A 14,825-nucleotide genomic window follows, 5' to 3' on the forward strand; every position below is an offset into this window, starting at 1 on the left:
ATATCTTTTTCTTTTGTCACAAATATATTATCCCCTGTCATTGTGTTTGTAATGTATATATTTAAATTATTATCTTCTTTTATTCCAAATATAACTAAAGTTTCTTTTATTTTATTATCAACAATTCTGCATATATTAATTTCATTGTTTATAAATTTTATATTTGGATATATATATATTATATTTATCATTTTTTCTCCCCCGTTAAATAATAATTTATACTAATGAACCAAGAAAGCAAGCTTAAATAGCTTGCTTTTTTTATTCACACTTATCCACATTTACCTTGTGGAAATTGTGAGTATTTATAAAATTTTAAAATATCCACATATGATATCTTTTTAAAAAATTATCAACATGTGGATATTTTTATTACATTTCTCTAGCTTTATTTGCAAATTTCTGTATTTCACCTAACCAAACTAATTCAACAGATCCTGTTTCACCATGTCTATTTTTAGCTATGATAATTTCACCTATATTTTTTCTATCAGAGTCTGGATGGTAATATTCATCTCTGTATAAAAACATAACTATATCTGCATCCTGCTCTATTGCTCCAGATTCTCTTAAATCCGATAACATCGGTCTATGGTCTGATCTTTGTTCAGGTGCACGTGATAACTGTGATAAGGCTACAACAGGGCAATTCAGCTCTTTCGCTATTACCTTTAAAGATCTAGATATTTTAGATATTTCTTGTTGTCTACTTTCATTACCACCATCACCTTCCATAAGCTGAAGGTAGTCTATAAGTATCAAATCTAAACCTTTTTCAATTTTCAATTTTCTACATTTTGATCTTAACTCACTGATTTTTATACCAGGAGTGTCGTCTATATATATGTTTGCATTAGATAAAACAGACATAGCATCTATAATTCTAGGCCAGTCATTTTCATCTAAACTTCCATTTTTTATCTTCTTTAGTTCTACATGTGATTGAGCAGATAACATACGTTGAACTAATTGTTCTTTTGACATCTCTAAACTAAATACTGCTACTGATGCATCTCCCTTAAGTGCTGAGTTTTGCACTAAGTTTAATGAAAATGCAGTTTTACCCATGGCAGGACGAGCTGCTATAAGTATTAAGTCAGTTCTTTGTAATCCATTAGTTTTTTTATTTAAATCATCAAATCCAGTAGTTATCCCTGTTATATCCTCTTTATTAGTATATAACTTTTCTATCATATCATAAGTATCCATAAGTACTGAATTTATAGATTGAAAATCTTCACTAGATTTCTCTTGAGATATATCAAATATTTGTTTTTCTGCTTTTTCTAGAATTTCTTCTACTTTTATAGAACTATCGTATCCTAAATTTAGTATATCGTTAGATACTTTTATCAATTTTCTTAAAACTGATTTTTCTTTTACTATATCTGCATAATATTTTACATTTGAAGTAGTTGGAACTATTGTTGATAAACTAGTTATATAACTTATTCCACCTATATCATCTAAATGACCTTGTTTTTTTAATTCCTCTGTAAGAGTTATTAAATCTATGGGCTCATTTTTATTGTTTAATTTCATCATGCATTCATAAATGATTTTATGTGCTTCTTTATAAAAATCTTCTGGCTGAATAGTTTCTGTAACAGTAATTATTGCCTCTTTATCTAATAGTATAGACCCTAATATAGACTGCTCAGACTCCACACTATGTGGAGGAATTCTACCTATATCCTCCATTTATCTCACCTCTAGTGTTTTTCTTATTGTTTTTCTTTTACATCTACTCTCATTTTAGTCACAACTTTTTGATGTATTTTTATTTCTACGAAGCTTGAACCTAAAGTTCTTATAGGCTCATCTAATATAACTTTTCTTTTATCTACTTCTATACCATGTTCTTTCTTTATTTGAGCAGCTATATCTTTAGATGTTATAGAACCAAATAATCTTCCACCATCTCCAGCTTTAGAGTATATAGTTACATTCATTTCTTCCATTTTTTTTCCTAATTCAACTGCTGCTTCATATTCTCTTTGTTGTTTTATTTCTTGAGATTTTTGCTTTTCATTTAATTCTTTTATTTCTGTATTTCCTGCTTGAACAGCTAATTTTTTAGGGAATAAAAAGTTTCTAGCATATCCATCACTAACTTCTTTTATATCTCCTTTTTTTCCTGTTCCTTTTATATCTTTTAATAATATAACTTTCATTACTCTTCTTCCTCCTCTAGATATTGTTTTATGATATCTGATACCATTTTGTATGCTTCTTCTAAAGATACATTTTCAAGCTGAGCTCCTGCTATATCAATATGGCCACCGCCACCTAATTTTTCCATTAAAACATGTACATTGATAGAACCTAGCGACCTTGCACTTATAAATATAGTTCCACTTTTAGTTTTTCCTAACACAAAAGATGCTTCTACATCTTTTATACTTAAAAGCTCATCTGCAGCTTGAGCTACAACTACATTTATATTATTTATATCAGCCTTACAGTAAGCTAAACAAATTCTATTATTTATAACTTTAGTACTTTGCATTATTTCAGCTTTAGCTATAAAGTCTTTTAGGTTTGAATTGAATAACTTCTTAACTTCTATAGTATCAGCGCCTGCTTTTTTAAGATAAGATGCAGCTTCAAATGTTCTAACTCCAGTCTTAAAAGCAAAGTTCTTAGTATCTAAACTTATTCCTGCCATTAAACCTTCAGCTGTTAATTTGTTTACCTTAACATCATCTTCCATATATTGAACTAACTCTGTTACCATCTCACAAGTTGATGACACATAAGTTTCATGGAATAATAAAACTGTATCATTTATAAATTCTACACCTCTTCTATGGTGATCAATTACAACAACTTTTCCTGATATTCCTATAAGTTCAGGACATTCTGTAAAGTTTGGTCTATGTGTATCCACTACAATTACTAGTGTATTTTTAGCACAATTCTTAATAGCATCTTCCTTAGTTATAAATATATTAGGATAGTAATCAGATCCTTTAAGTCTATTAATAAATTCTTCAATAGAATCATTAGCACTATTTAAAACTATATTAGCATTTTTATTACATGATTTACATATATCATAAATACCGACAGCCGCACCCATCGCATCCATGTCTGGATATTTATGACCCATTATATATATATCTTTACTCTCTAATATAATTTCTCTAAGAGCATGACCTATTAATCTAGATTTTACTTTTGTTTTCTTTTCAACAGCCTTGGATTTTCCTCCATAGAAAATAGATCTATCCTTAGTTTTTATTACTGCTTGGTCTCCACCTCTACCTAAAGCTAGGTCCAGTGCACCTTTAGCTAACTTAAAGTTATCGTTGATCGTCTTTCCTTCTATTCCTATTCCCATACTTATAGTTACAGGTAAATTATTACCTTCATCTATCTCTCTTATTTTATCTAAAATAGAAAATTTATCTGCTTCTAATTTATCAAGTTCATCTTTACTTAATACTAAAAAATACTTGTCTTTCGATGTCTTTTCAAGTGCTCCATTACAACTTGACTCTAGCGAAGCTAAAATTTTGTCTATTTCAACATTCATTAGAGGTCTTCTTTCTTCTGGTGCGCTTTGTAAAACTTCCTCATATCCATCTACTTGTATAGTAGCTATTACATTTCTTTCTTCATCATATTTAGTTTTTAAATTTAAATATTCTGTTTTATCAATCCAATAAAGCATCATTAAATATTTAGTTTTATTTTCTTGATCACTTTTCACAACATTATAAACTATCGTATAATTTCTATCTTTATAGTTTATATCTGTATATAATTCTTTATTTTCATTTAAAACTTTTCTTAAGTCTATATTCTTAACAAGAGTTTCTATATTCATACCCAAGGTATCTTCTTTATCTGTCATTTCATGGAATTTAGTATTATACCATGTAATACTACCATCGAATTCTAAAATGCATAAAGGTATTGGTAAATTTAAAATAGCTTTTTTAGTAACTTCATCTATATCTACAGCTAAATCTTGAATATATTTATTCCATTCATTCCTTCTTATATCTCTTACTCTCCAATTGTGGAAAACAATATATATAAATAAAATAAATACAATACTGCCTATGTATATATTGAAGTACATTAACATAAGACTAAGAATTCCAATTACCACTATATATGCATTTATCTCTGGCATATTAATTTTAAAGGTCGACTTATCAAACATTTCTACCCTCCTAAGTGGATTTGTAGTTTCTTACCTTTCTAAAGTCAATTGCACTATCTAACATTCCTACAAAACTTAAAATCATAGTTCCTGATAGTAAAAATACCGCTACAACTGCAAATACTATTTTTCTCGGTGATTTTTTTCTCCATTCTTTTATATAATAAACAGATACAGCTACCCCTTGTAATAAGAACAGCACACTAAATGTCAATTGAACATTTAACATTATTATATCTGTATATAACCCTATTTTTAACATTTCTAATCCCATTATTAATAAATACAATAAAAGAGATGTTAATATAGCATTTCCTGGTAAATAAAACCCTGAGAATTTTGGTAAATTATAATTTAATTGTTTAGTTCTTCTTAAAATAAACGCTTCTACATAATATGTTATTAGTGATGCTATTATGCTGTATACAAATAACATAGTCGGTAGTATATTCTGCATAAAACTAACTATGTCCTTAGATGTAATTTCGCTTTTTGGCATCATATTAGCACTTTTCATAATCTCAAATTGAATTTCTACACTTTTCTTTATCATTTCTGATAATTGACCTAATAAATCTATGTTAAAGACTGCTTTAGCCATCATGAAAAATACAATTATAGATAATGTAAATGCTACTGTTCCAAAGTATATTGGTGTGAAGTTTTTATTTGATCCTTCTTTTTTGCTATCTTTATTAATTTTATATCCAATTGCTATCCCTGGTAATATACTTATTATAACTAAATTTAAAGCATATACGAAATTAACGGTTAACATCAATATAAAAAAAGAGGATATAGCTGATATTAATGCGTATTTATGTCCTGTCATTGTTGAGATTATCGCATATGGAACAGGAATAATAAACACTAGTAACCCTATAAACGGAATGTATACAGTAGCAAGACATAGTGCTATAGCTAATACTGTAATTATAGCCGCTTGAGTTAATTTAGCTCTATCATTCAATTTAATATCACTCCCTGTTATCTAAGTAATTTTTAAGATTAGATAAATCGCCATACCATCTTTCGACGCTATGGTCTTCCTCTATTCCTTCTTTTATTTTGTCCTTTATTTTATAATCTATTTCCTTAAAGCTGATCCCCAGTCTCTTTGATAGTAAATATGTAACCATTACTATATTAGCTAGAGTATCTTGTAATATTTGATCCACTGGCCTAGTCCCTTTAAATAAAAGATTAAACAAATCCCCTAAACTAATAATTAATTCGGTTTTCATCCATTCAATTATTTTTATATTCTTCGTTATCTCTGAATTTTTATCTAGTCTCAATGTTTCCCCCCTCCTTAATATATAAACATTATATCATAAATTATAGTAGTTTTAACCAATAAAAAAAACGAGCCCTTAAAGGCTCGTCCTTTTCTTAGTCTAATGTATATGGTAATAAAGCTAAGTTTCTAGCTCTTTTTATAGCAACTGTTAGCTCTCTTTGATGCTTAGCACAAGTACCAGCTATTCTTCTAGGTAATATCTTACCTCTTTCAGTTACGTATTTTTGTAATCTTTGAGTGTTTTTGTAGTCTATCTTAGCATTTTTATCTGCACAGAATTGACAAACTCTTTTTTTCTTACGTCTCTTTTTGTTTATCATAGTAGTTTCCCTCCTTTTTAGAATGGTATGTCATCATCATCTATCGCTTGGAATCCTTGAGGATCTAATCCTGTAGGCTCAAAGCTTGGTTCAAAGCTAGGCTCGAAACCTTGATTTTGATTTTGACTTGGATATGGACTATCCGATCTATTTTTATTACTATCTAAGGCTTGTATATTTCGTGCACTCACCTTAGTAAAAGTTCTTCTTTCACCTGATTGAGTTTGGTAGTTATCTACTCTTATAGAACCTTGTATTGCAACCAATCTACCTTTTGATATATAGTTTGCACAAAATTCAGCAGGTTTTCCCATTACTTCAACTGGTATAAAATCTGTTTCTCTAGTACCATCTTTTTTAGAGTAGTCTCTATCGATGGCAATACTAAATGTTGCAACGGCTGTTCCTGTTCCTGGGATGTATCTTAACTCAGGATCCTTCGTTAATCTTCCCACTAATACAACATGATTCATTTAAACACCGCCTATTTACGTAAAATTTATATATTAGTTATTAAGCAACAACTATCATATGTCTTATTACGTTCTCGTTTATCTTTAAGTTTCTGTCTATTTCCTTAGGAACATCAACACCTGACTTAAAGTTAACTAATACATAGTAACCTTCAGTGAATTTAGCTATTGGATATGCTAATTTCTTAGTACCCCAAACATCAACTTTCTCAACTTCACCTTCAGTAGCTACTACTTCTTTAACCTTGTTTAATACAGCTGTTTTTATTTCCTCATCTGCATTAGGTTTTACTACGAAAACTAATTCATAATTCTTCATACATTTCACCTCCCTTTGGACTTTACGGCTCTGCTACGCAGAGCAGAGAAATGAGATTAAAATCTCATACTTTACACATTTTATCACTTCTAAAATAAATTGTCAATTTAATTTTATTCTATACTATTATAGTATTTAATAATCAAATCGAATTAATAAATACAGTTATTAGCGCATAATTTTGTTAATTTTGTTAAGTATATTATATATATCCCATAACTTAAATATATTTGATCTTAATCTCCAAATAAAAAAAGTGGCCAAATGGCCACTTTTTTTATTTATGCATTTACATCTTCTAAAAGCGCTTCGTTTAAAGCATCAGCTAATCTCTTAACTCCTTCAACGATTTTTTCATCAGGCATATTAGAGTAGTTTAATCTAAATGTATTTTCTTTACCTCCATTAGGGAAGAAAGATCCGCCTGGAACATAAGCAACATTATTTGCTAAACATTTTTCCATTATTTTTTTAGCATCTAAATGCTTAGGTAAGTCTATCCAAGTAAATAAACCACCTTCTGGATATGTATGTTCTATTCCTTCTGGGAAACATTCGTCTATAGTTTTTAACATTAAGTCTCTACGCTTTTTGTAAACTGTTTTTATCTTTTCAACATGTGCATCTAAATCATAAACATCTATAAATTTACTTACTTCTCTTTGAGATATTGTAGATGCTTGTAAATCTGATCCTTGCTTAACAAATATAAACTTAGATAGTATTTCAGGTGATGCACAAACCCATCCTATTCTATATCCTGGGCAGAATATTTTTGAGAAAGAACCTAGGAATATAATTAATCCTTTTTCATCCATTGATTTTAAAGATGGTAATACATCCCCTTCAAATCTTAACTCACCATATGGATTGTCCTCTACTACTGGTATTTCAAACTTATTTATGACATCCATGAATTTATTACGTCTATCCATAGACCATGTTTTGCCTGTTGGATTTTGGAAATCCGGTATAACATATATCATCTTTACATTTTCTGTTGTTTCTAATATCTTTTCTAACTCTTCAATTATCATTCCATCCTTATCAGTTGGAACCTCTATAAACTTTGGACAATATGCCTTAAAAGCATTTAATGCTCCTAAGTACGAAGGACTCTCAACTAGAACTACATCGTCTTCATTTAAGAATATTTTACCTGCAAAATCTAATCCCTGTTGAGATCCACTTGTTATTAGTAAATCATCTTTTGAGATACTAGTTTGTAGTTTTCTATTCATTCTCTCTGCTATTTGTTCTCTTAGTGGTCCAAATCCTTCTGTTGTTGTATATTGTAGAGCTTCTCTTCCTGATTCTTCTAGAACCAATCTTGATATTTCCTTCATTTCTTCTACTGGAAATAACTCTGGAGCTGGAAGCCCTCCCGCAAAAGATATTACTTCAGGTTTTTCTGTTAACTTTAAAAGTTCACGAATTTCAGATCCTTTTAATCCATCCATTCTTTTTGCAAATTTGATAGCCATATTTAAGTTTCCCCCTTGGTAAAATGTTTTCCCATCTTAATTATACCAAATGAAAACGTTTCTTTACAGTACTTTTACTTTTTTTATTCTTTTTTCTAAAGTTTCTCTATCTAATTGAACTATTCTTAGACATTTTACACACTTTATTTTAAAATCCATACCTGCTCTAGTTATTTCAAAATCCTTGCATCCACAGGGATGTTGTTTCTTTAATTCTACAATATCGCCCACATTTAATTTCATTGGCATCAATATCACTCCTATCTTAACTTAGTTATTTCCTTTTGGCCTCCACTTACTCTACAAACTTTAAATACTCCATGGTATAAAATTTCATTTTCTTCAAGTGTTTCTACTATAGTATCCATATCATCTTTTAGAAATCTTACTGATATCCCACAACTTGAGCTTATTTCTCTAGGTGTTGGTAAAGTTGTTACCTTTATATCTTTTTCATTTAAAACCTTGTCCGTTCTTATTGCATGGTGTGTTGAGTTAAATGCCACTATATACATTTCATTCATTTTTATTATTCCTTTCTATGCCTTTATATATTGATTATATTACTAAATAAAGACTACACAATCTTTATTATGTAGTCTTTATTATTTATATAGATATAGTTTTTGATGAATTATTCATTGTTTCTACTATTGTATACATGTTCGTTACCGTTCCAACTTTTAAAGCATCCTTTAGATCGTAGTAATCTAAACATGTACCACAAGATAAAATTTCTACACCTGACTCTTGTAATATTTTTAGATTTTCTACTGTAGCTTCATTTTCAGTTGTTAGTTTTATTCCACTATTAACAAGTAGTATACTCTTTGGATATGGTTTACTCTCTGTTAAGGTATATATATAACCTTTCATAAGAACATGTCCTAATTCATCATTTCCATTTCCCATTTTATCTGAATTTATAAATATACATGTATCCGATAAAGACTCTTGTGATTTTTCTTCTATTATAACATTTTCACCTTTTATAATCTCTATACAAATTGAATCTTTTTCTGATTTCAATATATTCGCTTCGTAATTCATCGATTTTACTAATTTTAAAATGTTTTCTTTAGCCATTTCATTATCTACAGTTACAACTACTACCCCTTGAGCTATATTATCTAGTTCTTTTTTCGTATTTATAACTGGCTTAGGACATGCTAATCCTCTTGCATCTAACTCTATTCTCATGAATACTCATCTCCTTAATATAATACTTCCTTAATTTTAACATAGATGATTATATTTTGTTATAGGTTATTTCTATAAGAATATAGTCTATTATAAAAGCTAACTATTATTTATTTTATATTAATTACATGTATAGAATTTTCTAGTTGAACTATCAGTATATTTTCTTCTATTAATTGTATATGCTTAATTTTCTCTTTAAAACTCTTTAACTCTACACCTTTTTTTGTAATTAACTTATTATTTGTAGCAAAAATTGCTGTATCTTCAAAATTTACAACTTCTGTTAGATTTTTTTCAGCCATATTTATAGGTTTTACATCTTTATTAATAAATTTTACGTTCCCATCAGCTTCTATTACATAAATGCTATCTTTATATATATTACTATAAGCTTTTATATCCTTAACTGGAAATTCATTTATAATTTTCAATTCCATATCCATTTTGGTTATTTTATTTGTTTCAATAGAATATATGTTTTTACTTTCTTTAATTAAATCCATTACTATTGACTCACTTGTATCCTTTTTATACTTTAAATTCCCATTATAGTCATAACAAGCAATAGTCCCATTTAATTTTTTTTCAGTATTAATTGAGGCTATGTAAATTTGATTAGATGAATATTCTATATCTGTTATCATTCCGTCAATATTTATAGACTTGATTAAATTAAACTCATAATCATATATATTGACTATATTTTTATTTTCTTTCCTATATGCATATATGTAGCAATCATTTTCTATACTCTTATATATCAAGCTATCTTTTTTCATATTTTTTTTAAATGCTACTTTACCTTTTTTATCTATACTGTAAACAGTATTGCTCTCTTTGTCTAATATATCTATAAATTTATTACTTTCTAAGTTTATGTTATTAACTTTAAGATTTAATTTAAAATTTTCTTCCCCATTCTTATTTACACTTTTTATAGTTTTATCATTGTAGTAAACTAAATTACCATCATATTCTATAAAATCAAAATCACTAGATATATCAATACTTGTTATAGTTTCTATATCTGTAGATTTTTTATTTAAACTTTCACTTAAGATGCTGAATGTTTTAGGATTTATTAATATTAAAAGTAACAATATAACTAATACTTTCCACTTATTTTTCATTTATTTCCCCCCAAAGTTTTAATATTAATAATTTCTATATAAAAAGAAAAGACTCCTTTAAAAAGAGTCTTTTTAGATAATTTCTAAATTTTGATATAAGCAAACACCTTTTTGATAATACTCTAATTCTTTTTCCTTAGATATATCTGCATATAATTTTCCTAGCTCTATATATAAATCAGCAAGAGTTTTTCTGTCTTTTAAATCTTTTATTATACTTATGCATTTAAGCAAATATTCTATTGCTAATTTATTATTATCTTCTTTCTTATATATTTGAGAATAATATTTAAGCGATTGATATTCAAAGTATTTATTTTTAACTTTTATAGCACTTGCCAGTGCTAATTTAGAATATTTTCTAGCTTCTTCATAATTATCCATTTTTATATATGATTGTATTATTTTTATTATTACATCCATAGAACAGTCGTCTTCATCATATTTTTTTATATCATATGCTTTTCTAGAATATTCTAAAGCTTTTTCACTATCTCCTATACTTTCATATACCTCACAAACTCTTAAATAAACATTAGCTAAATCCGTTTTATTATCTTCTTTTTCTAATAAATCTAAAGCTGTCTTAAATTGTTGCCTTGCTTCCTCATACTTGCCCATTCCCATTAATTTGTTAGCTTTCGACACCATTAACTCAGCTTCTTCTTTACAGTTAACTAAAATATCTAAGCTTTTAATTTTTTCTATGTATTCTAATGCTTCATCATCTTTATTTAACTGTGTATAACAAAATGATATGTTACTATATAAATCTTTCTTAATATACATATCATTTAATTTATTTTCCTCTAATATTTCTTCTGCAAATTTAAAATTGCTTAATGCCCCTTTGTGGAAATTTTCCTCAATGTATATTTTCCCTATGTTTATATAACATCTAGCTATATTTTCTTTATCATTGTTTTGTATGAAAAAATATAATGATTTTTCAAAATTAATTATAGCTGCATTATAGTCCTTTTGTTTTAAATTTATCGTAGCAAGTAATAAATTACATTTACCGTAGTTATCTATAAGTTGATATTCAGTACATATAGACATTACTTTCTTTATTTCTTCCTTAGACTTCTCTAATTCCTTACACTTTATATAAATTTCACTTTGTATTATTAAATTATCAGTTAATTTTTTAGCTTGCATTTCTTTTGTTTCTAGTAAGTAATCTACACTAACCTCTAGACGACTAGCTAAATATTCTAAAAGTTCATAACTGGTATGCGACTTATCTCTTTCTATATGACTTATTTGTGCTGCAGTTATTCTTTCTCCAGCTAGTTCCTTTAATGTTAAATTCTTCTCTTTTCTTAACTTTTTAATTTTCTCTCCTAAGCTTAGAATTTCCATGTCTGCCCCCCTAGAAAACATTTTCTTATAATCAAATTATAACTTATATTTATCATAAATACACTATTTTATTTGTTTATGCTTAATATATTTTTATATTTTTACAAATTTTCACTATTTTTTTACATGATTTTTGCCTTTTAAAATTAAAAAACAGACTTACTTAAAATTTTTAAGTAAGTCTGTTTTTTAATTATTTATCTCTTTCCCTATCTCTTTTAAAGCTTCTACAGTTTTTTCTATTTCTTCTTCTGTATTAAAATATCCTAAACTAAATCTTACAGTACCTTGTCTTAGAGTTCCTAATGTTTCATGCGCAAGAGGAGAACAATGTATTCCAGATCTTGTTTCAATATCATACATATCATCTAATATAAATGTTAACTCCCCAGAATCTATATCTCCTATATTTATAGAAATTACAGCTGCTCTTTTCTTACTATCCATTGGTCCATATATTTTTATATCAGGAACCTCTTTTAATTTTTTTAACATATATTCGCATAATTGTTCTTCATGTTCTCTTATTTTATCTATTCCTGTTTCTAAAACAAACTTAACCCCAGCATTCAATCCAGCTAATCCTGGCGTATTATGTGTCCCTGACTCATATCTATCAGGCATCATATTTGGTTGAAATAATTCTTCTGAATTACTTCCTGTTCCACCTTCTTTTAAGATATTAACGTCTATTCCTTCTCTTATGTATAATATTCCTGTTCCTTGCGGTCCAAGTAAACATTTATGCCCTGGAGCTGCTATCATATCAACATTAATTTTTTGAACATCCACATCATATACTCCTAGTGTCTGTGATGCATCAACTAAGTATAGTATATTATTTTCTTTAGCTATACTCCCAACTGATTCTATATCTATTATTGTTCCACATACATTAGATGCATGAGTTGTAACAATAAGTTTAGTATTAGGTTTTATGGCTTTCTTTATATCCTCAGGATTTAATTGTCCATATTTATCACATTTAACTATAGTATTTTCTATTCCCTTTTTTTCTAATGCTTTTATAGGTCTTATTACTGAGTTATGTTCAACACTAGTTGTTATAATATGATCTCCAGACTTAACAACACCTTTTATAGCCAGGTTTAAAGAATCTGTTGCATTATGAGTAAATATAATACTCATTGGATTTGTCACATTTAAAAGTTTAGCTATGTTTTCTCTGCATTCATATATCTCTCTTCCTGCTCTCATTGCTAACTTATGGCCTGCTCTCCCTGGATTAGCTCCATAGTTTTCCATACAATCTAAAACTGCTTCATACACTTGTCTTGGTTTTGGAAATGTTGTAGCTGCATTATCTAAGTAAATCATATTAAGTCCCCTCTCTTATGCTTCTTGTCCTTCTAGTAATAATGATACTATACTATTTAAGTCTTCGTCATTATAATACTCTATTTCTATCTTTCCTTTTTTCTTACCTTTGGATATATTTACTTTTGTTCCAAATACATTAGTTAATCTTTCTTCTACATCTACTATAAATATATCTTTTGGTTTTGTCTTTTTTTCATCACCTGTATTTTCATTCTCAAGTATTTTTTTAGCTATTCTTTCAGTTTCTCTCACAGATAATTCTTCTTCTGTTATTCTATTAGCTATCTCTAATTGAGTATCCTGATTTGGTATTCTAAGCAATGCTTTACCGTGCCCTGGAGTTATTCTATTTGACTCTACCATTGCCATTACATTCTTACTTAAATTTAAAAGTCTTAAAGTATTTGTTATGTGTGGTCTACTTTTTCCCACAGCCTCTGATATTTCTTCTTGAGTAACTTTATAATGATCTATTAAACTCTTGTAAGCTAATGCCTCTTCTATTGCATTTAGATCTTCTCTCTGTAAATTTTCTATTAATGCAATTTCCATTAAATCTTTCATAGGTATATCTTTTATAACAGCCGGCATTTCTTTTAATTTTGCTTTTCTTGATGCTCTGTATCTTCTTTCTCCAGCTATTATCATATATTTTCCAGATTCATCTGGCTTTACAACTATAGGTTGAAGTATTCCATAATTTTTTATAGAGTTTGATAATACTTCTATCTTGTCTATGTCAAAAACTTTTCTTGGTTGATCTGGATTTGCATAAATTTTATTTATATCTATATTAACAATATCTTTTGAATCTATATCTTCTTTTATATTAGGAATCAATGCTCCTAGACCTTTTCCTAATCTATTTGATCGTCTCGTATTTTTTTCCATTCTATATCACATCCTCCTCTAAATCTATAAATTCTTCTGCTAATTCTAAGTACGCAACTGCCCCTTTACATCTTGCATCATAGTAGATAGCTGGTTTTCCATGACTTGGAGCTTCTGCAAGTCTTACATTTCTAGGTATTAAGGTAGTATATACACTTCCCTTAAAATACTTTTTAACTTCTTCTACAACTTGTATAGATAGATTTGCCCTTCCGTCAAACATACTTAAAACTACTCCCTGTATTTCCAAATTTGGATTTAGACTTCGTTTTATTAGTGATATTGTTTCCATTAACTGACTAACACCTTCTAATGCATAGTATTCACACTGTATAGGTATTAGCACACTATCAACTGCCGTTAGGCAGTTGATAGTCAACATTCCTAGAGATGGAGGACAATCTATGAATATATAATCGTAATTATCTCTTATTTTATCTATGGCCTTTTTTAATATATATTCTCTTTCTTCTACACTCGTAAACTCTATTTCTGCTCCAGCCAACTCTGTTGCTGATGCAACTATATCAATATTTTCAAACTCCGTTTTAATTATTGCCTCTTCTATATTATCGCTGTTTATCAATACTTCATAGATAGTATTTTCAACCTCGCTTTTTTCTATTCCATATCCACTAGTGGAATTTCCTTGTGGATCTAAATCTAAAACCAAAACTTTTTTTCCCATTTTAGCTACACTTGCACTTAAATTTACATTTGTAGTTGTTTTTCCAACTCCACCTTTTTGATTAAAAACTGCTATTACCTTTCCCATAAGTCTTACCCCCTTTAACCTTTTAAAAAAAGATTACTGCTAAGCAGTAA

General features: G+C 28.3%; 17 protein-coding genes and 1 pseudogene. All 18 read right to left on the reverse strand.

Features of this window, described 5'->3' with window-relative positions; all coding sequences use genetic code 11:
* A pseudogene (locus ACRCYC_RS13475) lies at window positions 1-191 on the reverse strand (hypothetical protein); the annotation flags it as partial.
* Between the two features lie 181 nt (window positions 192-372).
* Entirely contained in the window at window positions 373-1,701 is a 1,329-nt protein-coding gene (dnaB, locus tag ACRCYC_RS13480; protein ID WP_438619655.1) for a replicative DNA helicase, read from the reverse strand.
* Window positions 1,702-1,724: 23 nt separating this feature from the next.
* Window positions 1,725-2,174: a 50S ribosomal protein L9 gene (rplI, locus tag ACRCYC_RS13485; protein ID WP_438619656.1), complete on the reverse strand. Its 450-nt coding sequence runs from the start codon at window positions 2,172-2,174 to the stop codon at window positions 1,725-1,727.
* Entirely contained in the window at window positions 2,174-4,174 is a 2,001-nt protein-coding gene (locus tag ACRCYC_RS13490; protein ID WP_438619657.1) for a DHH family phosphoesterase, read from the reverse strand. Before ACRCYC_RS13490 ends, rplI begins: the two co-directional genes overlap by 1 nt.
* Before the next feature lie 10 nt (window positions 4,175-4,184).
* Window positions 4,185-5,144, reverse strand: coding sequence for a YybS family protein (locus ACRCYC_RS13495; protein ID WP_438619658.1), 960 nt, complete (start codon window positions 5,142-5,144; stop codon window positions 4,185-4,187).
* Between the two features lie 7 nt (window positions 5,145-5,151).
* Window positions 5,152-5,472 (reverse strand): MazG-like family protein, encoded by a 321-nt coding sequence (locus ACRCYC_RS13500; RefSeq protein ID WP_438619659.1) that lies wholly within the window; start codon window positions 5,470-5,472, stop codon window positions 5,152-5,154.
* A 94-nt stretch (window positions 5,473-5,566) separates the two neighbouring features.
* Complete coding sequence (gene rpsR, locus ACRCYC_RS13505) at window positions 5,567-5,794, reverse strand: 30S ribosomal protein S18 (protein ID WP_021127409.1); 228 nt, start codon at window positions 5,792-5,794, stop codon at window positions 5,567-5,569.
* A gap of 17 nt (window positions 5,795-5,811) precedes the next feature.
* Complete coding sequence (locus tag ACRCYC_RS13510; protein ID WP_438619660.1) at window positions 5,812-6,267, reverse strand: single-stranded DNA-binding protein; 456 nt, start codon at window positions 6,265-6,267, stop codon at window positions 5,812-5,814.
* 40 nt (window positions 6,268-6,307) lie between these two features.
* Entirely contained in the window at window positions 6,308-6,586 is a 279-nt protein-coding gene (gene rpsF / locus ACRCYC_RS13515) for a 30S ribosomal protein S6 (protein ID WP_438619661.1), read from the reverse strand.
* A 281-nt stretch (window positions 6,587-6,867) separates the two neighbouring features.
* A complete protein-coding gene (locus ACRCYC_RS13520; protein ID WP_438619662.1) occupies window positions 6,868-8,070 on the reverse strand; it encodes a PLP-dependent aminotransferase family protein in 1,203 nt (400 codons plus the stop codon).
* 63 nt (window positions 8,071-8,133) lie between these two features.
* Window positions 8,134-8,319: a DUF951 domain-containing protein gene (locus ACRCYC_RS13525; protein ID WP_438619663.1), complete on the reverse strand. Its 186-nt coding sequence runs from the start codon at window positions 8,317-8,319 to the stop codon at window positions 8,134-8,136.
* A gap of 11 nt (window positions 8,320-8,330) precedes the next feature.
* A complete protein-coding gene (locus ACRCYC_RS13530; RefSeq protein ID WP_438619664.1) occupies window positions 8,331-8,594 on the reverse strand; it encodes a DUF3343 domain-containing protein in 264 nt (87 codons plus the stop codon).
* A gap of 85 nt (window positions 8,595-8,679) precedes the next feature.
* Complete coding sequence (gene yedF / locus ACRCYC_RS13535; RefSeq protein ID WP_438619665.1) at window positions 8,680-9,270, reverse strand: sulfurtransferase-like selenium metabolism protein YedF; 591 nt, start codon at window positions 9,268-9,270, stop codon at window positions 8,680-8,682.
* Window positions 9,271-9,380: 110 nt separating this feature from the next.
* Window positions 9,381-10,403, reverse strand: coding sequence for a hypothetical protein (locus tag ACRCYC_RS13540; RefSeq protein WP_438619666.1), 1,023 nt, complete (start codon window positions 10,401-10,403; stop codon window positions 9,381-9,383).
* Window positions 10,404-10,475: 72 nt separating this feature from the next.
* The gene (locus tag ACRCYC_RS13545; RefSeq protein ID WP_438619667.1) at window positions 10,476-11,768 is read right to left on the reverse strand and encodes a tetratricopeptide repeat protein; all 1,293 of its coding nucleotides are present in this window, start codon (window positions 11,766-11,768) and stop codon (window positions 10,476-10,478) included.
* A 189-nt stretch (window positions 11,769-11,957) separates the two neighbouring features.
* Window positions 11,958-13,106, reverse strand: coding sequence for an aminotransferase class V-fold PLP-dependent enzyme (locus ACRCYC_RS13550; RefSeq protein WP_438619668.1), 1,149 nt, complete (start codon window positions 13,104-13,106; stop codon window positions 11,958-11,960).
* Between the two features lie 15 nt (window positions 13,107-13,121).
* Entirely contained in the window at window positions 13,122-14,000 is an 879-nt protein-coding gene (locus ACRCYC_RS13555) for a ParB/RepB/Spo0J family partition protein (protein ID WP_438619669.1), read from the reverse strand.
* Between the two features lies 1 nt (window position 14,001).
* Window positions 14,002-14,775 (reverse strand): ParA family protein, encoded by a 774-nt coding sequence (locus ACRCYC_RS13560; protein WP_438619670.1) that lies wholly within the window; start codon window positions 14,773-14,775, stop codon window positions 14,002-14,004.
* Between the last annotated feature and the right edge of the window lie 50 nt (window positions 14,776-14,825).

The organism is Paraclostridium sp. (genome assembly GCF_051657365.1).
GTDB lineage: Bacteria > Bacillota > Clostridia > Peptostreptococcales > Peptostreptococcaceae > Paraclostridium.

Coding starts and splice junctions, on each gene's coding strand:
- dnaB (WP_438619655.1), bottom strand. CDS start 1,701: ATGGAGGATATAGGTAGAATTCCTCCACATAGTGTGGAGTCTGAGCAG.
- rplI (WP_438619656.1), bottom strand. CDS start 2,174: ATGAAAGTTATATTATTAAAAGATATAAAAGGAACAGGAAAAAAAGGA.
- ACRCYC_RS13490 (WP_438619657.1), bottom strand. CDS start 4,174: ATGTTTGATAAGTCGACCTTTAAAATTAATATGCCAGAGATAAATGCA.
- rpsR (WP_021127409.1), bottom strand. CDS start 5,794: ATGATAAACAAAAAGAGACGTAAGAAAAAAAGAGTTTGTCAATTCTGT.
- ACRCYC_RS13510 (WP_438619660.1), bottom strand. CDS start 6,267: ATGAATCATGTTGTATTAGTGGGAAGATTAACGAAGGATCCTGAGTTA.
- rpsF (WP_438619661.1), bottom strand. CDS start 6,586: ATGAAGAATTATGAATTAGTTTTCGTAGTAAAACCTAATGCAGATGAG.
- ACRCYC_RS13520 (WP_438619662.1), bottom strand. CDS start 8,070: ATGGCTATCAAATTTGCAAAAAGAATGGATGGATTAAAAGGATCTGAA.
- ACRCYC_RS13525 (WP_438619663.1), bottom strand. CDS start 8,319: ATGCCAATGAAATTAAATGTGGGCGATATTGTAGAATTAAAGAAACAA.
- ACRCYC_RS13530 (WP_438619664.1), bottom strand. CDS start 8,594: ATGAATGAAATGTATATAGTGGCATTTAACTCAACACACCATGCAATA.
- yedF (WP_438619665.1), bottom strand. CDS start 9,270: ATGAGAATAGAGTTAGATGCAAGAGGATTAGCATGTCCTAAGCCAGTT.
- ACRCYC_RS13540 (WP_438619666.1), bottom strand. CDS start 10,403: ATGAAAAATAAGTGGAAAGTATTAGTTATATTGTTACTTTTAATATTA.
- ACRCYC_RS13545 (WP_438619667.1), bottom strand. CDS start 11,768: ATGGAAATTCTAAGCTTAGGAGAGAAAATTAAAAAGTTAAGAAAAGAG.
- ACRCYC_RS13550 (WP_438619668.1), bottom strand. CDS start 13,106: ATGATTTACTTAGATAATGCAGCTACAACATTTCCAAAACCAAGACAA.
- ACRCYC_RS13555 (WP_438619669.1), bottom strand. CDS start 14,000: ATGGAAAAAAATACGAGACGATCAAATAGATTAGGAAAAGGTCTAGGA.
- ACRCYC_RS13560 (WP_438619670.1), bottom strand. CDS start 14,775: ATGGGAAAGGTAATAGCAGTTTTTAATCAAAAAGGTGGAGTTGGAAAA.